The sequence below is a fragment of the uncultured Roseobacter sp. genome (assembly GCF_947499265.1).
Taxonomy (GTDB): domain Bacteria; phylum Pseudomonadota; class Alphaproteobacteria; order Rhodobacterales; family Rhodobacteraceae; genus Roseobacter.
In genome coordinates this window covers 22,351-43,783 of the sequence record NZ_CANMNK010000010.1, presented here as the reverse complement: position 1 = coordinate 43,783, position 21,433 = coordinate 22,351, and the positions used below count along the sequence as shown (strand labels likewise).

The 21,433-nt window shown below is 61.6% G+C and carries 20 protein-coding genes; 17 read left to right on the top strand and 3 right to left on the bottom strand.

Features of this window, described 5'->3' with window-relative positions; genetic code table 11:
• The first annotated feature begins 41 nt into the window (after positions 1–41).
• From bchF to Q1A63_RS22565, 15 genes are all read left to right on the top strand, one after another.
• A complete protein-coding gene (gene bchF, locus Q1A63_RS22635) occupies positions 42–554 on the top strand; it encodes a 2-vinyl bacteriochlorophyllide hydratase (protein ID WP_299632510.1) in 513 nt (170 codons plus the stop codon).
• Entirely contained in the window at positions 551–1,837 is a 1,287-nt protein-coding gene (locus Q1A63_RS22630) for a ferredoxin:protochlorophyllide reductase (ATP-dependent) subunit N (protein WP_299632509.1), read from the top strand. Before bchF ends, Q1A63_RS22630 begins: the two co-directional genes overlap by 4 nt.
• Positions 1,834–3,396: a ferredoxin:protochlorophyllide reductase (ATP-dependent) subunit B gene (gene bchB, locus Q1A63_RS22625; RefSeq protein WP_298975344.1), complete on the top strand. Its 1,563-nt coding sequence runs from the start codon at positions 1,834–1,836 to the stop codon at positions 3,394–3,396. Before Q1A63_RS22630 ends, bchB begins: the two co-directional genes overlap by 4 nt.
• Complete coding sequence (locus Q1A63_RS22620) at positions 3,386–6,958, top strand: magnesium chelatase subunit H (RefSeq protein WP_298975343.1); 3,573 nt, start codon at positions 3,386–3,388, stop codon at positions 6,956–6,958. Before bchB ends, Q1A63_RS22620 begins: the two co-directional genes overlap by 11 nt.
• A gap of 94 nt (positions 6,959–7,052) precedes the next feature.
• Positions 7,053–7,952 carry a ferredoxin:protochlorophyllide reductase (ATP-dependent) iron-sulfur ATP-binding protein gene (bchL, locus tag Q1A63_RS22615; RefSeq protein WP_298975341.1) on the top strand — a complete coding sequence of 300 codons (900 nt, stop codon included), beginning with the start codon at positions 7,053–7,055 and terminating at the stop codon, positions 7,950–7,952.
• A complete protein-coding gene (bchM, locus tag Q1A63_RS22610; RefSeq protein WP_298975339.1) occupies positions 7,952–8,695 on the top strand; it encodes a magnesium protoporphyrin IX methyltransferase in 744 nt (247 codons plus the stop codon). Before bchL ends, bchM begins: the two co-directional genes overlap by 1 nt.
• Positions 8,692–10,134 (top strand): PucC family protein, encoded by a 1,443-nt coding sequence (locus Q1A63_RS22605; RefSeq protein ID WP_298975337.1) that lies wholly within the window; start codon positions 8,692–8,694, stop codon positions 10,132–10,134. The genes bchM and Q1A63_RS22605 overlap by 4 nt, the downstream gene beginning before the upstream one ends.
• A gap of 22 nt (positions 10,135–10,156) precedes the next feature.
• Positions 10,157–10,924, top strand: a complete 768-nt coding sequence (gene puhA, locus Q1A63_RS22600; protein WP_298975335.1) for a photosynthetic reaction center subunit H — start codon at positions 10,157–10,159, stop codon at positions 10,922–10,924.
• Positions 10,925–10,997: 73 nt separating this feature from the next.
• The gene (puhB, locus tag Q1A63_RS22595) at positions 10,998–11,684 is read left to right on the top strand and encodes a photosynthetic complex putative assembly protein PuhB (RefSeq protein WP_299632507.1); all 687 of its coding nucleotides are present in this window, start codon (positions 10,998–11,000) and stop codon (positions 11,682–11,684) included.
• Positions 11,685–11,690: 6 nt separating this feature from the next.
• Positions 11,691–12,158 carry a photosynthetic complex assembly protein PuhC gene (gene puhC / locus Q1A63_RS22590; protein ID WP_298975332.1) on the top strand — a complete coding sequence of 156 codons (468 nt, stop codon included), beginning with the start codon at positions 11,691–11,693 and terminating at the stop codon, positions 12,156–12,158.
• A 19-nt stretch (positions 12,159–12,177) separates the two neighbouring features.
• Positions 12,178–12,474: a hypothetical protein gene (locus Q1A63_RS22585; protein WP_298975331.1), complete on the top strand. Its 297-nt coding sequence runs from the start codon at positions 12,178–12,180 to the stop codon at positions 12,472–12,474.
• On the top strand, positions 12,471–13,619 hold the full coding sequence (acsF, locus tag Q1A63_RS22580; RefSeq protein WP_298975330.1) for a magnesium-protoporphyrin IX monomethyl ester (oxidative) cyclase: 1,149 nt from the start codon (positions 12,471–12,473) through the stop codon (positions 13,617–13,619). The genes Q1A63_RS22585 and acsF overlap by 4 nt, the downstream gene beginning before the upstream one ends.
• A complete protein-coding gene (gene puhE, locus Q1A63_RS22575; RefSeq protein ID WP_298975329.1) occupies positions 13,619–14,440 on the top strand; it encodes a putative photosynthetic complex assembly protein PuhE in 822 nt (273 codons plus the stop codon). The genes acsF and puhE overlap by 1 nt, the downstream gene beginning before the upstream one ends.
• Positions 14,430–15,644: a 5-aminolevulinate synthase gene (gene hemA, locus Q1A63_RS22570; protein WP_298975327.1), complete on the top strand. Its 1,215-nt coding sequence runs from the start codon at positions 14,430–14,432 to the stop codon at positions 15,642–15,644. The genes puhE and hemA overlap by 11 nt, the downstream gene beginning before the upstream one ends.
• 73 nt (positions 15,645–15,717) lie before the next feature.
• Complete coding sequence (locus Q1A63_RS22565) at positions 15,718–16,131, top strand: c-type cytochrome (protein WP_298975325.1); 414 nt, start codon at positions 15,718–15,720, stop codon at positions 16,129–16,131.
• Positions 16,132–16,298: 167 nt separating this feature from the next.
• On the opposite strand, the gene Q1A63_RS22560 is transcribed toward Q1A63_RS22565, so the two are convergent.
• Together Q1A63_RS22560 and Q1A63_RS22555 are read right to left on the bottom strand one after the other, a co-directional pair.
• Complete coding sequence (locus Q1A63_RS22560; RefSeq protein ID WP_299632506.1) at positions 16,299–16,757, bottom strand: type II toxin-antitoxin system death-on-curing family toxin; 459 nt, start codon at positions 16,755–16,757, stop codon at positions 16,299–16,301.
• A gap of 255 nt (positions 16,758–17,012) precedes the next feature.
• The gene (locus Q1A63_RS22555) at positions 17,013–17,693 is read right to left on the bottom strand and encodes a hypothetical protein (RefSeq protein WP_298975321.1); all 681 of its coding nucleotides are present in this window, start codon (positions 17,691–17,693) and stop codon (positions 17,013–17,015) included.
• Between the two features lie 516 nt (positions 17,694–18,209).
• Here Q1A63_RS22555 and Q1A63_RS22550 point away from each other — a divergent pair.
• On the top strand, positions 18,210–19,514 hold the full coding sequence (locus tag Q1A63_RS22550) for an AAA family ATPase (RefSeq protein ID WP_298975319.1): 1,305 nt from the start codon (positions 18,210–18,212) through the stop codon (positions 19,512–19,514).
• Complete coding sequence (locus Q1A63_RS22545; RefSeq protein ID WP_298975318.1) at positions 19,511–20,569, top strand: ParB N-terminal domain-containing protein; 1,059 nt, start codon at positions 19,511–19,513, stop codon at positions 20,567–20,569. The genes Q1A63_RS22550 and Q1A63_RS22545 overlap by 4 nt, the downstream gene beginning before the upstream one ends.
• On the opposite strand, the gene bchO is transcribed toward Q1A63_RS22545, so the two are convergent.
• Positions 20,566–21,429: an alpha/beta fold hydrolase BchO gene (gene bchO, locus Q1A63_RS22540; RefSeq protein ID WP_298975317.1), complete on the bottom strand. Its 864-nt coding sequence runs from the start codon at positions 21,427–21,429 to the stop codon at positions 20,566–20,568. The two genes, Q1A63_RS22545 and bchO, sit on opposite strands and share 4 nt — an antisense overlap.
• Between the last annotated feature and the right edge of the window lie 4 nt (positions 21,430–21,433).

The following is a 21,433-nucleotide window of genomic DNA, read 5'->3' as shown; positions in this document are numbered from 1 at the left end:
GCTACCGTTGAGGGTAGAAAACGGGAGAGGTGATCCGCGCGATGCAAAGCCACAAGGCTCCAAAATCCGCACCGGCAGGTCTGTACACGGCAGAAGAGCGCATACGGCGTGATGAGACGGTTTGGACGGTGATCCAGGGCATCCTGGCGCCGCTTCAGTTTGTCGTTTTTCTGGTCTCTCTTGTGCTTGTGGTGCGGTATCTGTGGAGTGGTCTGGGGTATGAGGCCGCGACCCTCTCGATCGTGCTGAAAACCGCCGTTCTTTACCTGATCATGATCACCGGCGCGATTTGGGAAAAAATCGTTTTCGGTCAATACCTTTTCGCCCCCGCATTCTTCTGGGAAGACGTGTTTTCCTTTGCCGTGATTGCGCTGCATACCGGCTACCTCTGGGCGCTGTTCGCGGACGCGCTGCCCCCTGTATCGCTCATGTTCCTGGCGCTCGCGGCCTATGCCGCCTACGTCATCAATGCGGCACAGTTTCTGCTGAAGCTGCGGGCGGCCAGATTGCAGGCACAATCCGACCTTAACCGGCCGCAGGAGGTGAGCGCATGACGGAACTGCCACGCCTCGCCGCCTCTGGTGGATGCCGTGACGAACCGATTCTGAAGCAGCGGGGTCAGCGTGAGGTTTTCTGCGGCCTGACGGGAATCATCTGGCTGCATCGCAAGATGCAGGACGCTTTTTTTCTCGTTGTGGGCAGCAGAACCTGCGCCCATTTGCTGCAATCCGCCGCCGGTGTGATGATTTTCGCCGAACCGCGCTTTGGCACAGCGATTCTCGAAGAAACCGACCTTGCAGGCCTCGCCGATGCGCAGACCGAGCTTGACAAGGTGGTGGATCAGTTGCTGGCCCGCCGCACCGATATCAAGCAACTTTTCCTTGTCGGCTCCTGCCCCTCGGAGGTGATCAAGCTGGATCTTGCCCGCGCTGCGGAGCGCATGACCGAGAAATATGCACCTTCCGTGCGGGTGCTGAATTTCTCCGGCTCCGGCATCGAGACGACCTTCACCCAGGGCGAAGACGCCTGTCTGGCCTCCATGGTCCCGGTGCTGCCCAAGACGGAAACGCGACAGTTGCTGCTCGTCGGGGCGCTGCCTGATGTGGTCGAAGAACAGGCCGTCTCCCTGCTGTCAGAGATGGGCATCGGCCCGATCAAGGTGCTGCCGGCCCCCCGCGCCGATACCGATCTGGGCGTTAGCGACAACACCGTTTTCGCCCTCACGCAGCCCTTCCTCGGGGATACCCACGCCGCGCTTGAGCGCCGGGGCGCCCGCCATTTGGCCGCACCCTTCCCCTTCGGCGAAGAAGGCACAACGGCCTGGCTGCGCGTGATCGCCGATGAATTCGGTGTGGATGCGGAGACCTTCGATCGGGTCACAGCCGCGCCCCGCGCGCGGGCCCGCAAGGCCATCGCGCAAGCCTCGGAAGCGCTGCGCGGCAAGTCGATCTTTTTCTTCCCCGACAGCCAGCTGGAAATCCCCCTCGCCCGTTTCCTGACCCGCGAGTGCGGGATGGAGGCGTTGGAGGTTGGCGCGCCCTTCATTCACAAGGGCATCGTTGGCCCCGATCTCGATATGCTGGCGCAAGGCCCCACCCTTTCCGAAGGGCAGGACGTTGATCTGCAGCTTGACCGTTGCCGGAACGCCCGCCCCGACCTCACGGTCTGCGGCCTTGGTCTTGCCAATCCGCTGGAAGCGGACGGGCTGGCCACGAAATGGGCCATCGAGTTGGTGTTCACTCCGGTGCACTTCTACGAACAGGCTGGTGATCTCGCAGGCCTCTTCTCCCGCCCGGTGCGCCGTGCGGACCTCCTGAAGCTGGAGGCCAGTGCATGAAGCTGACGGTCTGGACATACGAGGGTCCGCCGCATGTTGGCGCGATGCGCGTGGCAACCGGCATGAAAGGTCTGCACTACGTTTTGCACGCGCCGCAGGGCGATACCTATGCCGATCTGCTCTTTACCATGATCGAACGGCGCGATCACCGCCCGCCCGTCACCTATACGACCTTTCAGGCGCGTGATCTGGGGTCTGACACGGCCAATCTCTTCAAGACCTCGCTGCAGGACGCTTATGCCCGGTTCGAACCCGAAGCCCTGATTGTCGGTGCCTCCTGCACCGCCGAACTTATTCAGGACGACCCGGGTGGCATGGCCGAAACCATGGACATCCCGGTGCCTGTCATCCCGCTGGAGCTGCCCAGCTACCAGCGCAAGGAGAACTTTGGCGCCGATGAGACATTTTTCCAGATCGTGCGGGCGCTGGCCAAACCGATGGACCGCACGGCGCAGATCAGCTGCAATCTAATCGGACCAACGGCGCTGGGATTCCGGCACCGCGACGACATCACCGAAATCACCTCGCTGCTCTCCGATATGGGCATCAGCGTGAATGTGGTGGCCCCGATGACCTCCTCGCCATCTGATATTGCCCGGATGGGGGCGGCGCATTTCAACGTGCTGATGTATCCCGAAACGGCCGAGGCCGCGGCCCGTTGGATGGAGCGGGAGCTGGATCAGCCCTATACCAAGATCGTGCCCATCGGGGTCGGTGCCACCCGCGATTTCGTGGCGGAGGTGGCCGAAATCACCGGCGTGAAGCCCTATCTGGATGACAGCCGCCTGCGTCTGCCCTGGTATTCGAAATCCGTGGACAGCACCTATCTGACCGGCAAACGCGTGTTCCTTTTCGGCGATGGCACCCATGTGGCCGCCGCTGCCCGCATCGCGCGGGATGAGATGGGTTTCGAAGTGGTGGGCATGGGCTGTTACAACCGCGAAATGGCCCGACCGATCCGTGCGTTGGCCAAGGAATATGGCGTCGAAGCCACGATCACCGACGACTATCTCGAGGTCGAGCGCGTGATCGAAGCGATGCAGCCCGAAATGATCCTCGGCACCCAGATGGAGCGCCATATCGGCAAGCGTCTGGGCATTCCCTGCGCCGTCATCTCCGCGCCGGTGCACGTGCAGGACTTCCCGGCGCGCTATTCGCCGCAGATGGGGATCGAAGGCGCCAATGTGATCTTTGACACCTGGGTGCATCCGCTGGTCATGGGACTGGAAGAGCATCTGCTGCACATGTTTCGGGATGATTTCGAATTCCACGATGCGGCGGGACCGTCACACCACGGTGGCCATGCGCCGAAACCGGATGTGGCGGGGGGGCCAACCCCCCAGGCTGCGCCTGCCCCCCGGGATATTTCCGGCCAAGAGAATGCAACGCCGGGGTCAAACGTGATCTGGCTGGACGATGCGGAACGGGAGCTGAAGAAGATCCCTTTCTTCGTGCGCGGCAAGGCGCGCCGGAATACCGAGGCCTTTGCCACGGAACGCGGCGTATCCGAGATCAGCATCGACACGCTTTACGAGGCAAAGGCCCATTATGCGCGATGACCGGGGCATAAACGGGCGTCTGCCCGGGTATCGCGTCGTGATCCTGACGCTGGACAGCCATGCGGCGGGTCCGGCGATGCGCGCGATGGACCGGCTGAGCACGGATTACCCCGGGCTGTCGCTGTCGATCCATGCAGCGGCGGAATGGGGTGAGACGCCCGGCGCGTTTGAAGCGGCGAGAGAAGCGGTGGAGACCGGGGATATCATCATCGCCAACCTGCTCTTTCTCGAAGAACATATTTCGCGCATCCTGCCCAGTCTGCAAGCCCGGCGCGATCACTGTGATGCGATGATCGGCGTGATTGCCGATGCGGCGATTGTGAAGCTCACCCGGATGGGCGCGCTCGATATGATGGCACCGCAATCGGGCACCATGAAGCTGATGAAACGGTTGCGCGGATCGTCCAAACCGTCGAGTTCGTCGGGCGCGCAAAAGATGGCGCTGCTGCGCCGCCTGCCGAAAATCCTCAAGTACATCCCGGGCAAGAGCCAGGATCTGCGCGCGTGGTTCCTGACCATGCAATACTGGCTGGGCGGGTCAGACGATAACGTCGAGGCGATGGTGCGTTTTCTGCTGGGGCGCTATGCAAAAGACACCGGTTGGAAAGCGGCACCCGATGCCGCAGCGCCCATCGAATACCCGGATGCCGGTCTCTACCATCCCGACCTGCCCAGGCGCATCACCACGGATGCCGCTGCCGTTCCGGCCCCGAAAGCCGCGCAGATGACGGTTGGGTTGCTGATGATGCGCTCTTACGTGCTGTCCTCTGATACCGCCCATTATGACGCGGTGATCCGGGGTTTCGAGGCGCGGGGTATCCGGGTTCTGGCCGCCTTTGCGGGCGGTCTGGACGGACGTCCGGCGATTGACGCCTATTTCCGCGATGCGCAGGGCGTGAAAATTGACGCGCTGGTGTCCCTGACGGGTTTCTCGCTGGTCGGCGGGCCGGCCTACAATGACAATGTGGCGGCAATTGACGTGCTCAAAGCGCTGGACGTGCCCTACATCGCCGCACACCCGCTGGAATTTCAGACCCTTGATCAATGGTCAGCTTCGGCCCAGGGGCTGGGACCGATCGAGACCACCATGCTGATCGCGCTGCCCGAGCTCGACGGGGCCACGACGCCCACCGTCTTCGCCGGGCGCCATGGTCAGAACGGATGCCACGGTTGTAATCGGAGTTGCGATTGCACCGAGCAGGCCAAGGCGATGGCCCCCTGTCCGGAGCGGGTTGAGGCTTTGGTCGCGCGCACGGAACGTCAGGCCAAGCTGCGTCGGTCGGAGGCCTTTGATCGCACCGTCGGGATCGTGCTCTTTGGCTTCCCGCCCAATGCGGGGGCTGCTGGCACCGCGGCCTACCTCAGCGTTTTTGAAAGCCTTTTCAATACGTTAAACCGGTTGAAAGCCGAAGGATACGATGTCGAAGTGCCGGCTTCTGTTGATGCCCTGCGCGCCGAGGTTCTGGAAGGCACCGCGGCGCAATACGGGCAGGAGGCCAATGTTGAGGCCCATGTGAGCGCCGATGAGATTGTCGCAAACACCCCCTGGCTGAACGAGATCGAAGCACAATGGGGGCCCGCGCCGGGCCGTGTGCAATCGGACGGGCGTGGGGTTTTTGTCCTTGGCAAGCAGTTCGGCAAGGTCTTTGTCGGGCTGCAGCCCGGGTTTGGCTATGAAGGTGACCCGATGCGGTTGCTCTTCGAGCGAGGCTTTGCGCCGACACATGCCTTTGCGAGCTTCTATCTCTGGCTGAAAAACACGCTGAAGGCCGATGTGCTGCTGCATTTCGGGATGCATGGCGCACTAGAATTCATGCCCGGCAAGCAGGCGGGGCCCTCGGGTGCGGATTGGCCGGACCGGCTGATCGGCGATCTGCCGAACGTCTATCTTTATGCGGCCAACAACCCGTCTGAGGCGACGCTGGCCAAGCGGCGCAGCAATGCGGTGACCATCAGCCACCTGACGCCGCCGCTGGCGACGGCGGGGCTTTATAAAGGGCTTGCGGAACTCAAGGACAGCCTGACCCGCTGGCGCAGCACGGCACCCGATGCGGCCGAACGCGACGAGTTGGAAGCGCTGATCGCTGAGCAGGCCGCCGCCGTCGATATGGGTGGGGTGCCTGCCGAGACACTCTGGATCAAGCTGCTGGAAACCGAGGACGCGCTGATCCCCGAGGGCCTGCATGTGGTGGGCGAGCGGCTCAGCGATACGGAACGGGCTGAGTATCTGCGCATTCTGCCGGATGTGGATGAGGAGACGCGGGCACGCGTTGATCACCTGTTGCAGCAGGAAACCGAGCTTGACGCGCTGATGGCAGCGCTCGCCGGGCATTTCACGGCGCCTGTGGCGGGCGGTGATCTGATCCGGTCGCCTGAAATCCTGCCCACGGGCCGCAATATCCACGCTTTTGATCCCTTCCGGATGCCCACCGCCTTTGCCTGTCAGGACGGCGCAAAGCAGGCGCAACTGCTGCTGGAGACCCATGACAGCCTGCCGCGCACGGTGGCGTTGGTGCTCTGGGGCAGCGACAACATCAAATCCGACGGCGGCCCGATTGCGCAGGCGTTGGCATTGATGGGGTGCACGCCGCGTTTTGACAGCTTCGGGCGGATTTCCGGCGCTGATCTCATTCCGCTGGAAGACCTCGGGCGCCCGCGCATTGACGTGATCATGACCCTCTCGGGCATCTTCCGCGATCTGCTGCCCTTGCAGACGCGCATGCTGGCCGAAGCGGCGCTGAAATGCGCTTGCGCCGAGGAGCCGCTGGAGCAGAATTACATCCGCGCCCACGCGCTGGCCTACGCAGAGAAAACCGGCTGCGCGATGGAAGAGGCCGCCCTGCGCGTCTTCTCCAACGCCGAAGGGGCTTATGGCTCGAACGTGAACGGGCTGGTGGACAGCTCAGCCTTTGGCGATGAGGACGAATTGGCCGATGCCTATGAGGCGCGCAAGAGTTTTGCCTATGGCACCGACGGTAAGGCAGCGGCGAATGCGGCACTACTGCAATCGACCCTCGCGGAAGTGGATGTGGCCTATCAGAACCTCGAATCGGTCGAGTTGGGGGTCACCACGGTCGATCACTACTTCGACACGCTTGGCGGGATCGCCCGCGCGGTGAAACGCGCCAAAGGGTCGGATGCTGCCGTCTATATCGGGGATCAGACCCGTGGCGCGGGCAAGGTCCGCACGCTGAAAGATCAGGTCGCGCTGGAAACCCGCGCGCGCAGCCTCAATCCGAAGTTCTTTGAGGGGCTGCTGAAACACGGACCGGAAGGCGTGCGCCAGATCGAGGCGCATGTGACCAATACGTTGGGCTGGTCCGCCACCACCGGGCAGGTGGATGATTGGGTTTACCAGCGGATTTCAGAAACCTTCGTGCTGGATGCCGAGATGCGCCAGCGGCTTGCCGATCTGAACCCCACCGCCTCCAGCCGCATGGCCAACCGCCTGCTGGAAGCCCACGACCGCAATTACTGGTCCCCGGATGCCGAAACGCTGGCCGCGCTGCAAGACGCGGCTGACGCGCTGGAGGACCAACTCGAAGGGATCGCTGCGCAATGAGCGATTCTTGGAAAATCAACCGTCGGAGCCTCCGGCGGGGATATTTTAAGCCAGAAGAAGCAGGGGGTGCGCGCCCCTTTGAAAGGACATGGACATGAGCCCACTGGATAGAACACCGCCCAACCTGCGGGGTCAGGATGGCGAAGGGTCGGTGCAGGTGCATCAGGACGAAAGCGCCAAGATCGAGGGTGCCAAGGTCTTTTCCGTCTATGGCAAGGGCGGGATCGGCAAATCGACAACTTCTTCGAACCTGTCGGCGGCGTTCTCGATGCTGGGCAAGCGGGTGTTGCAGATCGGGTGTGACCCGAAGCATGACAGCACGTTCACCCTGACCGGATCGCTGGTGCCGACGGTGATCGATATTCTCAAGGAGGTGGATTTCCACCCCGAAGAGCTGCGGGCGGAGGATTTCGTCTTTGACGGGTTCAACGGTGTGAAATGCGTCGAGGCCGGGGGGCCACCCGCAGGTACCGGCTGTGGCGGCTATGTGGTTGGCCAGACGGTCAAGCTGCTGAAACAACATCATCTGCTGGAAGACACCGATGTGGTGATCTTCGACGTGCTGGGCGATGTGGTTTGCGGTGGCTTTGCAGCCCCCTTGCAGCACGCTGATCGGGCGCTGATCGTCACGGCGAATGATTTTGACAGCATCTACGCCATGAACCGGATCATTGCCGCCGTGCAGGCGAAATCGGCCAACTACAAGGTGCGGCTGGCGGGCTGTGTCGCCAACCGGTCCCGCGAGACTGACGAGGTAGATCGTTATTGCAAGACCGTGGGCTTCAACCGGATCGCGCATATGCCGGACCTCGATGCGATCCGCCGCTCGCGGCTGAAGAAGAAGACCCTCTTCGAGATGCCGGATGACGAGGAAATCGTGCAGGTCCGCAAGGAATATATCCGGCTTGCCGAAACACTCTGGAACGGCACCGAGCCGCTGGCCCCTGCCCCGCTGCCGGATCGCGATATCTTTGAACTGCTGGGATTTGATTGATGCGCGACCTCGCTCCCTTCCCGTCACAGCCTACTGCACCCGAGCCCGCCACAAACGCACGGCCCGGCTATGATGCGACACGTGACCGGGTAGAGACCTATTTTGACAAGACCGCGACCAAGACCTGGGAGCGGCTGACCTCGGACGCGCCAGTGTCGAAAATCCGCGAAACCGTGCGGCGTGGGCGCGACCAGATGCGCGCGCTGATGCTGAGCCGGTTGCCAGCGGACCTCTCCGGCCAGCGGGTGCTGGATGCGGGATGCGGTGCCGGGCAGATGACCGCGGAATTGGCCGCGCGGGGGGCCGAGGTGACGGCAATCGACATCTCACCACAGCTGGTGGACATTGCAGAGCTGCGCCTGCCGCCGGAGTATCGCAAACAGGTGACCTTCACCTCGGGTGATATGCTGAGCGCCTCGCTGGGCCGCTTCGATCACGTGGTCGCGATGGACAGCCTGATCTACTACGATGCAGCCGACATCGGTACGGCGCTGGCCGGGTTGGAAAAACGCACCAACCGCACGATTGTCTTTACCGTCGCCCCGCGCACACGGATGCTGATGGCGATGTGGTATGCGGGCAAGCTCTTCCCGCGGTCGGATCGCAGCCCGGTGATGGTCCCGCACGCGCATCAGCCGCTGGCGCAGGCCGCCAGAGCGCAGGGCGTGCGCGGCTTGGTCCGCCCGGTGGAGCGGGTCTCCTCCGGATTTTACATCTCTCAGGCGATGGAGGTGCGGGCATGAAGGGCAGCGTCGCCCCTCGGCTGAAGCAACTGTCGCTGAACGCGCTGCCGTTTTCTGACGTCGCGAGTGCCGATCTGCCGTTGGGCCAACTGCTGCGCCTGTCCCTGTTTCAGATTTCCGTCGGCATGGCTGCGGTGCTGCTGCTAGGCACCCTCAACCGGGTGATGATTGTCGAGTTGAACGTCGCGGCGATGATCGTCGCCGTGATGATCGCCCTGCCGGTTCTGATTGCCCCGTTCCGCACGTTGCTGGGGTTCCGCTCGGATACCTACCGCTCTGCCATCGGGTGGAAACGCGTGCCCTACATCTGGTTCGGCTCGCTGTGGCAGTTCGGGGGGCTGGCGATCATGCCGTCCGCGCTGCTGGTGTTGGGCGGTGATGTCTACATCGAGGTGCCCTTCGCAGGCGAAGTGCTCGCCGCGCTCGCCTTCCTGATGACCGGCCTGGGCATGCATATGACCCAAACGGCGGGTCTGGCGCTGGCCTCCGACCGGGCAACGGATGAAACGCGGCCGCGGGTCGTGGCGCTGCTCTATGTCATGTTCCTGGTGGGCATGGGCATCTCCTCCCTGATCATTGGGTTTCTGTTGCGCGATTTCACATCGATCAAGCTCATTCAGGTGGTGCAGGCCACCGCGGTGGTCACCATCGTGCTGAACCTGATCGCCCTCTGGAAGCAGGAGAGCCTGCAACCGATGAGCCGCGAAGAACGCGCGGCCCCGCGCCCCAAGTTCTCCGATGCCTGGACCGATTTCATCAGTGGCGGACAGGCTGGTCGCCTGCTCGCCTGCATCTTTGTCGGCACCATGGCCTTCAACATGCAGGACGTGCTACTGGAACCCTACGGCGGAGAAATCCTCGGATTATCAGTATCTTCCACGACCCTCCTGACCGCCATGTGGTCGCTGGGCGCGCTGGCGGGCTTTGCGCTGGCGGGCAAACGTCTGGCCGCAGGGTCCAATTCCTTCCGGCTTGCAGGCGCTGGCATCCTGGCGGGCATCTGGGCCTTCTCCATCGTCATTTTCGCGGCCCCGATGAACTCGCCAGAGCTCTTTTTCGCGGGCGCGGGGCTCATTGGCTTTGGCGGCGGGCTCTTTGCCGTTGCCACGCTGACCGCCTGCATGACCCTGCCCGAAACCGGGACCTCGGGGCGCGGATTGGCGCTCGGGGCTTGGGGTGCCGCACAGGCCACCGCCGCAGGGCTCTCTATCGCCATCGGCGGGTCATTGCGTGACTGGATCGATTCCATCGCCATGTCCGGCGTCCTGGGCGAAGGCCTGGTGTCCCCCGCCACCGGTTATTCCTTTGTGTACCACGTCGAGATCGGCCTTTTGTTCGTCACCCTCGTGATCCTGGGACCGCTTGTCCGCCGCAGCGGCCCCCTGACCCAACCAGAACCCGCGCAACGCCCCCTGGGCCTTGCCGATTTCCCAACATGACCCCGTTTCAGGAGGAAAAAACATGACTGGAACATTCTTTGGCGAATTTGATCTGGCGAGCCTGTCGCTCTGGCTCTTTTACATCTTCTTCGCGATCCTGATCATCTGGATCCAGCGTGAAAACATGCGTGAAGGCTATCCTCTGGAAGACGATGAGGGCAACAAGTCGTCCAACCCCAGCATGTGGCCCCTGCCCGAGGACAAGACCTTCAAACTGCCGCATGGCCGCGGTGAGGTGACCGTACCCAGCGGACAGGCGCCGGAGCGTGAGGATATTGCGCTGAAACGCACCGGTCCCGGCAATGGCTACCCGCTGGAGCCTACCGGTGATCCGATGCTGGATGGGGTCGGCCCCGCATCCTGGGCACCGCGCAAGGATCATCCTGAGCTCGACGGCCACGGTCATCCGAAAATCGTGCCAATGTCCGGCGCCGAGGGCTTCCACGTCGCTGCCGGGCGCGATCCGCGCGGATTGCCGGTTGTTGCCGGGGACGGGGAGATCGTCGGTAAGATCGTCGACATGTGGCTGGATGAGCCGGAGCAGCTCGTCCGCTATCTGGAAATGGAACTTGATAGCAAATGGGGGTCCGGCAATCGTCTGATGCCAATCACTTTTGCCAAGATCAAATCCAACCGCGTCGCGGTGCACGCGCTTTACGGCAAGCACTTCGCCACAATCCCGACGATTGCCAGCCCGCGTCAGGTGACGCTGCTCGAGGAAGACAAGATCTCCGGCTACTATGGCGGCGGCAAGCTCTTTGCCGGCGACCGCGCCGAGCCCAAGCTCTGAACCACGTTGAACCGCGCCTGGGGCTTGCCTTGCCCCGCGCGCTGACCGAAACCGCATCAAGGAGATACTCGCCATGTCTCATACGCCATCATCGCCCGCCCAGGGGCACGACGATTTACCGCGTGTCCAAGGGCACGACGATTTCGAGATCGAACCCATCGAGGGGCTACCCGAGGAGCCGCCCAAGGGGGAGCAAATCCTTTGGCAGGGTCGTCCCGACTGGTGGGCGCTGAGCATCGAATCTCTGAGCCTCAAATGGGTGGCCGGGTACTTCGCCCTGCTGGCGATCTGGCGTTTCACCTCGGTGGTGGATCTGCTGCCGATGGGTCAGGCGATTGGCTCTGCCGTGCCCTTCCTGCTGCTGGGGGTCGTGGTCTGCGGCTTGCTGATGCTGGTGGCCTACGTTCAGGCGCGCGCCACCATGTACACGGTCACCGATGCCCGCGTGGTCATGCGCATCGGGGCGGCCCTCACGGTCACGCTGAACCTGCCCTACACCCAGGTCAGCAATGCGATGCTCGATCTGCGCAAGCGCGGCACCGGCACCATCGCGCTGGAAACCATGGGGGAGACCCGGCTCAGCTATCTGGTCTGCTGGCCGCATGTGCGCCCCTGGCATATCAAACGCACACAGCCCGCCTTGCGCTGCATTCCGGAGGCTGAAAAGGTCGCCGCCCTGCTGGCCGAGGCCGCGGAGGCACGCATCGCCGTGCCGAAAGTGGCGCGGGTCCTGCCCCAAACGGCCGTTGCGGCGGAGTAGCGGGCCATGAACACACAAACCCACCCCCGCATTCATGCCAAACCGGACGAATTGGTCCCGCGCATCCTGGTGCGTGTCATGTTTGGCCTTGTCGCCTGCGTTCTGGTGATCGTCAGCCTGGCCACCCTCACCGGCCGCCCGGTGCAGAACACGCCCCCCGTCGCGGCCATCATCAAGGAACGCGCCATTCACCTGTCGGGCGATGCCTCCGGGGCGGCCCGCGTGCTGGATGCCCATGGCACGATGATCGCCGACTTCCCCTCCGACAAGGGGGGGTTTGTTGCCGGTGTGGAACGTGTCATCGCCCGCGAACGCGGCAAGATCGGCGCGGATATGAGCGCGCCGGTTCTGCTACAACTCCGGGAGGGCAATCGCCTCTCCCTTTTCGACCCCGTCACCGGATGGTCTGCCGAGCTCATGGGCTTCGGCGCATCCAATTCCCGCGTCTTCGCCAGACTGCTGGACCAACCCTAACCCGAGGAGGAAGCCACTCATGGGACTACTGACAAAGGATTTCGAACGTGCCCCCTGCACCGTCGAAATCAGCCACAAATTCGAAAGCCTGCACGCACATGTCCGTTTCAACAACGGTGCCGTCATCTATCCAGGTGACGAGGTACAGGTGCACGGCGGCGAAATCATGGCCCCCTTCGGCGAGATCGTCACCGAGGAGCGCGAAGCCACGATCATCCGCGCCAGCAAGCTTGAGCAGCTCTGGACCCGCCTGACGGGCGATTTCGAGGTCATGGAGCTTTGTGAATTTTCCTTCTCCGAGGAGGTCACGCTATGAACGTCCAGACCCCACGCGCCGCCGACGCGCCGAAAGCCACCGCCAAACATACCTCCGAGATCACGGACGCCGAAGAGAGCCTGAAGCTGCAGGAAGCGCAATCCGTTCTCGACAGCAAATCGGCCACCGAAGTGGCAATGCAGAATACGCTGCTGACGCCGCGGTTCTACACCACCGACTTTGACGAGATGGATGCGATTGACGTCTCGCCGGTCCGCGAGGACTGGGACAAGCTGATCGCCCAGATGGTCTCTGACCCCAACAAGGGCCACTTCAAGAAAAACGAAGACTGGGACCACGTGGATTGGGACGGCATGGAGCCCGGCCTGAAAAAGGAATTCATCGACTTCCTGATCAGCTCCTGCACGGCCGAGTTTTCAGGCTGCGTTTTGTACAAAGAGATGAAGCGGCGCGGCAACAACAAGGACATCACACAACTCTTCCAGCTGATGGCGCGGGATGAGGCGCGGCATGCCGGTTTCATCAACGATGCGCTGCGCGAAGCGGGTGTGGCGGTGAACCTCGGGTTCCTGACGCAGAAGAAGAAATACACCTACTTCAGACCAAAGTTTATCTACTACGCCACCTACCTCTCTGAGAAGATCGGCTATGCGCGTTACATCACCATCTTCCGGCATCTGGAGAAGCACCCCGAACACCGGTTCCACCCGATCTTCAAGTGGTTCCAGGAATGGTGCAATGATGAGTTCAGCCACGGCGAAGCCTTCGCGCTGCTGATGAAAACGGAACCCAAACTGACCCAGGGCATGAATGTCTACTGGATCAAATTCTTCCTCACGGCGGTCTATTCCACGATGTATGTGCGCGACCACCAGCGCCCGGCCTTCCATGACGCATTGGGCGTTGATCCCGACTGGTACGCGCATGAGGTCTTCACCAAGACCTCCAAGCTCAGCGAACAGATTTTCCCGATCACGCTGGACATCGACCATCCGCGCTGGCAGCGCGGGTTGGAGAAAATGCAAAAGGCCAATGCCGATCTGGCGAAAGCCACAGAAGAGGGTCGCTTCTTTGCCAAGATCGGCGCGCAGGTGCGGGCGGTCAGCGCCTTTGTCTCGCTGATCACGATCCCCGCGAAAAAGCATCAGGTGCCCACCTCCACCAGACTGGAGCCCGCATACTGATGAGCTTCTGGACCCCTGCCCTCTTCGCCCTTTTCATCTGGTGGTTTTCCACCGGGGCGATCCTGTGGGTGGTGAAATCGGCAGACCGGGGCGGGCTGGCGGCGCGCAAACGCGCTGTCCTCTTCGCGCTGCCGTTTCTGGGGCTGGGGGTCTGGGGCTACTGGGCCTCGCTGCACGACACATCAACCTTCGGCGCCTATCTGGGCTTTGTCTCGGCGCTGGCCATCTGGGGCTGGGTGGAACTGGCGTTTCTGACCGGCATCATCACCGGCCCGAACGCGCACCCGCTACCGAAATTCGTCCCTGAATGGGAGCGGTTCATCCGCGCCTGGGGCACGCTCGCCTATCACGAGATGCTGCTGGTGGCGACGCTGATCATCATGTTCCTGGTCGACTGGAACCTCGGCGCCGCCAATCAATTCGCCACCTGGACCTTTGCGGTGCTGTTCTTTGCCCGCATCTCAGCCAAGCTGAACCTGTTTTTCGGGGTGCCCAAGATCAACATCGACTTCCTGCCCGAAGCGCTGTCGCATCTGCCCAGCCACTTTCGCCACCGCGCGATGAACTGGCTGTTCCCGGTCTCCGTCTCGGCGCTGACCTTTGCCACCGCCTGCTGGCTGGAACGGCTTTATGTCGCCGACGGACCCGGCGCGATTGTGGGCTTTTCCCTGCTGACCGCCATCACCGCGCTGGCTTTGCTGGAGCACTGGATGATGGTGCTGCCGATCCCGGATGAAAAACTCTGGCGCTGGATGCTTCCCGCGCCCAAACCGACACAGAAAACACCACAACACCACCAAGGGGGACATCATGGACTTTGATGCACTGTTCCAATCGCAACTCGACGCGCTGAAGGACGACGGAAATTACCGGATTTTTGCGGAACTGGAGCGCAAGGCGGGGGCTTTCCCTGCCGCGAAATGCCATGACGCAGACAGCCCCGATCAGGTCACCGTTTGGTGTTCGAACGACTATCTGGGCATGGGTCAGCATCCCGCAGTCACGCAGGCCATGAAGGATGCGATCGACAATTGTGGCGCCGGGGCTGGCGGGACGCGGAATATTTCCGGCACCAACCACAATCACAAGCTGCTGGAGGCGGAGCTGGCCGACCTGCATGGCAAGGAGCAGGCGCTGCTCTTCACCTCGGGCTATGTGTCCAACTGGGCCGCGCTGAGCACGCTGGGCGCCCGCATCCCCGATTGCGTGATCTTGTCGGATGAACTGAACCACGCCTCGATGATCGAAGGCATCCGGCATTCCCGCGCCAACAAGGTGCTGTGGCGGCACAATGATCCCGAGGACCTGGATCGCAAGCTGGCCGCCCTGCCCGCCAATGCGCCCAAGATCATCGCCTTCGAAAGCGTCTATTCCATGGATGGTGACATCTGCCCGATGAAGGAGATCGTCGAGGTCGCCGAAAAGCACGGCGCCATGACCTATCTGGACGAAGTGCACGCCGTTGGCCTTTACGGGCCCCGTGGCGGCGGTATTTCGGAGCGTGAGGGGCTGGCGGACCGCATCACCCTGATCGAAGGGACCCTGGGCAAGGCCTACGGCGTCGTGGGCGGCTATATCACGGGCTCTGAGGCGCTTTGCGACTTCATCCGCTCCTTTGCCTCCGGATTTATCTTTACCACCGCCCTGCCGCCCGCTGTGGCCGCTGCGGCGCAGACCTCGATCCAGCACCTCAAAGGGTCCAGCGTCGAGCGCAAGCTGCAACGCGAACGCGTCGCCTATCTGCGCAAGCGGCTGGATCAGGAGGGGATCCCGCATATGGACAATCCCAGCCACATCATCCCGGTGATGATCAAGGATCCGGTCAAATGCCGGATGATCGCGGATTACCTGATGCAGCAATACGGCATCTACGTGCAGCCGATCAATTATCCGACCGTCCCAAAGGGCACGGAAAGGCTGCGGTTTACGCCCTCGCCGCTGCACAGCATCGACGACATTGAACATCTGGTGCTCGCGCTCAAAGAGCTCTGGAAGCAATGCGCGATTTCCCACGCGGTCGCCTAAACTAGCGACAATGTGACTGTTGACTCTTGTCGCTATCTCCTACGTTGTATCCCAAGCAACTAAGGAGATAACGATGACACGTACCTTTGCAGCCATCATAGCACTCAGCTTCGCAGCACCCGCCTTCGCGGAAGGCGATGCGGCAGAGGGTGAGAAAACATTCAACAAGTGCAAATCCTGCCACATGATCGTGGCGGATGATGGCACGGAGATCGTCAAGGGCGGCAAAACCGGCCCCAATCTCTACGGTGTCATCGGCCGCACGGCAGGCACTGCTGACTTCAAATACGGTGACGATCTGGCCGCGGCCGGTGAAGCCGGGCTGGTCTGGGACGAAGCGAACCTGGCTGAATACACCGCAGACCCGCGCGCCTTCCTGCGCACCTATCTGGACGATTCCAAAGCCAAATCGCGGATGTCGTTCAAGCTGAAGAAAGGTGGCGAAGACGTCGCGGCCTATCTGGCCTCCGTCGGCCCACAAAGCTGATCCGACGCTAAGCGATCAGGCCGCTGCTCCGTCACGGGGTGGCGGCTTTTCTACGTCCAGTCTTTCGTCTTGGCCACCGTTGTCCGGATGAGCAGACTGCGCGGGCAAGACCGGCAAGAGCTGGTGGGCCAGCATCCAGGGCCAAGGGATATAAACTGACGCCCGGCCTAGGCACCCTCCCTCGACAGACGCGCTTTGAACCATTTCTCCAGGTCGGCCTGCGACATGGCACCTGTCACCACATCGACAACCACATCGTCAATCCGGTCCTCGGCGCGCAGGGCCAGGCGGTATGCGCTGTTCCAACACAGAACCTCTGCCGCCAGCCAGGCGGTGCGTTTGTTGGCGTCATTGAACCCGTGTGAGGTCGCGATGCCATGCAGCAATGCCGCAGCCTTGGCATGGATCGTGTGGTGATAGCCGTGGTATGGCCTACCAATGGCGCCCAGAATGCTGTCCAGATTGCAGATGCCGGGCAGACCGCCAAAAGCTTCCAGCGATTGCTCATGCGCTTCGAGAACGTCACCGAGCTTGATCCGATAGTGCCGCTTAGCGATTTGCCAACCGCTTGAGCGCGTCCTTGTTCCGGCTGATGGAGGAGCTGACCGTCCTTGGCGTTTTCTCACCAGACGCATGCACGGAGATGTCGCCACTTTCCTTGCGGACGGTGAATTTGCCAGCACTGGCGTTGCGTTTGACAGTGGCGCTGTTGTTCTTCGGCATTGCGACGGTCTCCTTTCCCAGTCAGAAATGCACATCATCGCCGCATATATCAAGCTTTAGTAAATCAACTGTGCTCTGATCATGCGATACCAGCGGATGCCGCGAGGCAGTAGGCATAGGCGACGTACCTGTGACGCAGAGGCCATATCGCCCTCTCTTCACGTGACAATGCGCACTTCGGCAACATCCGCATCCACGTCCTGACAGGCTGCCAGCACCCGGCGCTCCAGATGCGACTGCACGTAGCCCGCATGAAACCGTGAGGGGGCGCGCAGCGTCAACCGCCCCCCTGCCCTTTCAACGCGTTCCAGCGCCGCGATCCAACTGGCATAAGTCCCGGCGTCCTCCGCATGCAGCAGCGCTTGTGCCAGCGCCCATTCCGTACCCGTCGAGACATCCGGTGCGGCAACCGTCCCACGCACTGGCAGCGGCACGACGGCGGGCGGCGCATCCCCCTGCCCCATCCGAATCTCGAAATCAGAACCGACACAGCCCCATGTCGGTGCGCTGTCGGCCAGAATGCGGTCGATGCCCAATCCGTATTGCGTCACCCTGCCCCGCGCGCCCTGGCGCTTGACGACCAGCCAGCCCTTGGATCGCAGAAGCGCCATCTCGCGTTTGACCGTGCGTTCGTCCACCGACCACAGGCGCGCGATTTCGCGTTGCCCGACAGCCAGCTCATCACGCGCCCAATTGTAACGCGCGGTAATCAATGTCATCAGTCGAAGTGCTCTGCGTTGATCGTGTTTGCCCTGCGCAAGGGCAAATGCCCCCAACGCGGTCAAGAGATCATATTTACGTGCAGACGCCCCACGACCCACCGGTTTCGTGGAAAGCATATATCCTGCCCTCATGTGATAGATGCGTAAGTCTGATGAGAGTTACGCTGCCTCGGAGTTGGGTTGATGGATCAACCTCTTGTGGCGGCTTGGATCAGTGTTTCAGCCGCTTTTCAGTAACGTACCCTGATTTGCGTCCGATTACCCGATTCTGTCAAGCCTTCAGTGGAAATTGCGCCCGATCAAACCCAAATCAAAATAGAAAATATAGGTTTAATGGTATTGGGGGACATTCTAGATGACCCCTAATTGCCTTGTTTTGTCACCCCATAGGCTGTGGCGCGCAAAAAGATGACACCCATATTTAGACCGTTGGCGTATGGAGCCCTGTGTACCGCAGCTTTGAATGCGAATCGTACATCGTCTGCGAAAGCCTTTGAAATTCCAACATCTGCAGCCTTGGCGAATATTTGCATTCCAAGCATATTCTCTTTTGCCTTTTTTACCAAATCCGCGTAAATCTGGAAAAAACAAGAATTAGCGTCCCCGCGGGGACATGAGCATGACAGGCATTCCATGTTTACACATACCGATCTGGCACGGCTGCAGGCGCAATCCCTCAAAATGCAGGGGTTCATCCGACAGCAGACCTATAGCCCGCAAAATGAAAAGACGCTGCGGCGGTTTTCCAGCTGGGAAGTGGCGGAGCTGATCTTCAAGGTGAACCAATCGACAATGCGCGGTCGCCTGGCGGCGGACCCTACCCTGCCGCAAGGCACGGTCGAGGCCGATGGCCGCCAGCATTGGTATGCGCTGGAAGAGATCAACGAGTTGCGCCGCAGGCTCAAGGTGAACCGCAGATCGCTGATGCCTTACCGGCCTGCTGGCAAACGGGCGATGCGCGCGGCGATTGCGAATTTCAAAGGCGGTGCCGGCAAATCCACCGTCGCGCTGCACTTCGCCCATGCCGCCGCCCTCGATGGCTACCGCGTGCTTTGCGTTGATTTTGACCCGCAGGCCACGCTCAGCCATTCCATGGGCCTCAGCGATGTGGCCGAAGAATACACCGTCTGGGGGATCATGGCCCGCGATCTGGCCGCCGAAACCGAGCGGATGAATCGCGCGTCGCAGGGGGCTGAAAGCGGCACCTCCCTGCCCCAGCGGCGGCTGCCCGCCTCGATAACCGACATGGGGCTTGCCGATCTGCGCGCCGCTGACTTCATCAAACCCACCAACTGGCCGACCATCGATATCGTACCGTCCTGTGCCAATGCCGCTTTTGTGGAGTTTGCCTCCGCCCAGTACCGGCACCTCAACCCGGAATGGTCGTTCTTTGCCGCAGTGTCGCGGTTCCTTGATCAGCTGCCAGCCGATGCCTATGACCTGATCCTGTTCGATTGCCCCCCCGCCATCGGGTATCAATCCATGAACGCGGTCTTTGCCGCTGACATGCTCTATATCCCCTCCGGTCCGGGCTATTGGGAATATGATTCCACCACCTCCTTCATCGGGCAGCTGTCTGAGGCCCTGGAAGATCTCAGTCGCTTCAACGGGCTTGTCCCCGCGGGGACAATGAACCTGCCCAAGGCCTTTCTGGATCTGCGGTTCCTGTTGACCCGGTTTGAACCCAACAACGACCTGCACCGCGCGATGCAGCAGGCCTTTTTGAAAGTTTTCGGCGATAGGGTCACCGAACACCCGATCGAGATGACCCGCGCGGTGGAGCAATCGGGGCGCTTCCTGTCCTCGATTTACGAGATCGACTACCGCGACATGACCCGTGAAACCTGGCGCCGCGCCCGCGCGTCGTTTGATCAGGCCTATGCGGAATTCCGAACCCACCTCTGCGCGGCATGGGACCAGCTGGAGGATGAGAGATGAGCAAACGGCGCGTCTTTGATATCGACTTTGATGATGACGCTGTCCCCGCGGGGACAGAAAATGAGGCCCCTGCTCGTCGTGGCCCGATGGCGGCGGCGATCACCGAGAATGCAGAGGCCCTGAGCGCGCGACAGGCCGCCGAGGCCGACATCAGAGCAGAAAACGACCGGCTCGCCCATGAATATGTCGCCTTGAAAAAGAATGGCCAGATTGTGGGTCTGGTGCCTCTGGATGATATCCGCATGACCAAGCTGGTGCGGGACCGGGCGGCGGACCGTGATCCGGATCTGGACGAGTTGAAAGCCTCGATCCAGGCGGTGGGTCTGTCCAACCCGATCCATGTCGAGGAGGTCGAAGGCGGTTATGAGCTGATCCAGGGATTTCGGCGTCTCAGCGCGTTCCGCGAGTTGCGCAAGGAAACCGGGGATGCGCGGTTCACCAACATCCCGGCGACGCTGCAGGCCCGGGGGGCGCAGCTGGATCATCTCTACCGTCGGATGGTCGATGAAAACCTTGTGCGGCGTGACATTTCCTTTGCCGAGATGGCGCAGCTGGCGATGTCCTACGCCAGTCGCAGCCGTCAGAGCGTTGCCGCCGCGATCGAGGCGCTTTATGCCTCCGCCGGACGTCAGAAGCGCAGCTATATCCGGCATTTCGCGCAGCTCTTGACCGTGTTGGGGTCTGATCTGAAATTCCCCGAAGCGATCCCGCGTGCAACCGGGTTGAGCCTGGTGAAGCTGCTGGAGGAAAACCCGCGTTTTGCCGGACAGGTGCGCGCCGTTTTGAACAGTCAACCCGCGCGTGACGCCGCCCTGGAGCTGTCGCTGTTGCGCAGCGCCGTGACCGGTGGCCAGGCCAAACCAAAATCAAGCAAACCGACACCGGCAAAGACCTCTGCCCGGACGACAATCAAGCTGAACCGGCCCGAAGGTGTCGCCAAGTGCACGGCGTCTGCGGGGAAATTCGAGGTCACGCTGGATCATGATTTCGGCGCCATCGAACCGCGCAAACTCGAAGCGGCGGCGCGGGCCTTTCTGGATCGGTTGAAGGACTAATCGCTTAGGCAATCCAGTATTGTCTCTGCGATTTCCTGGGGAATTTCCTCATGGACCAAATGACCCTTGCCCGCGATCTCGATGAGTTTGGCGTTGCGAATGCGCTCAGCAGCGACCCTTGCCACTTTGGGCGGTACGGCGCTGTCCTGGTCACCGGTGATGAACAGTATTTCGGCGGTCAGCTCTGGGAGGTCCCGGGTCAGTTCTTCCAAAGACCATTGCGCCATCATCAAAAGCGTTGCATCCACATGGTCGCGATCCGCAACAAGGCGTCGATACAATTCCAGCCCTTCCGGATCGAGAATAGAGCCTGTACCCCTTATTAGGGCCTGTATTCGGCTCGGTGTCGCGGAAGTGGCCGAGAAGATGGTGGCGCTGAACGGGATGGCCGCCAGCATCTTCGCGATGGCGGGAAACAGAACCCCGGCAATGCCGTCGAACATGTCCAGCGCCGGGTTGATGCCAACGATCTGCGGGGCTTGTCCCCGCGGGGACAGCACTGTCTGGGACAGTTGCAGGGCAAGAGCGCTGCCTGCGGAATGACCGACGATGGCCGCAGGGTGCCAGCCTTCGCGCTGGCAGAGGGTTTCAATGTCTTTCGCCATCGTATCCAGCCCGCAACGATGGCGTGCACCCAGCTGAGTAAAGCCCTGTCCGGGCAGATCAATCGCAACGACGTGGTGGGTTTCGGCAAGGATCGGGAGTATCGCCCGAAAGGAATGCGTGCTGCCCCCGGCGCCATGCAGCAGCAGCAGCGTCGGGCCCTGTCCGGTCTCTTGTACGTGCCAGCGATGTGGGGCTGCCAGCACTTGCCGCGAGAGCGCCACATTGGGCCAATCCGAAGGGGGCGGCCAGCGCATACCG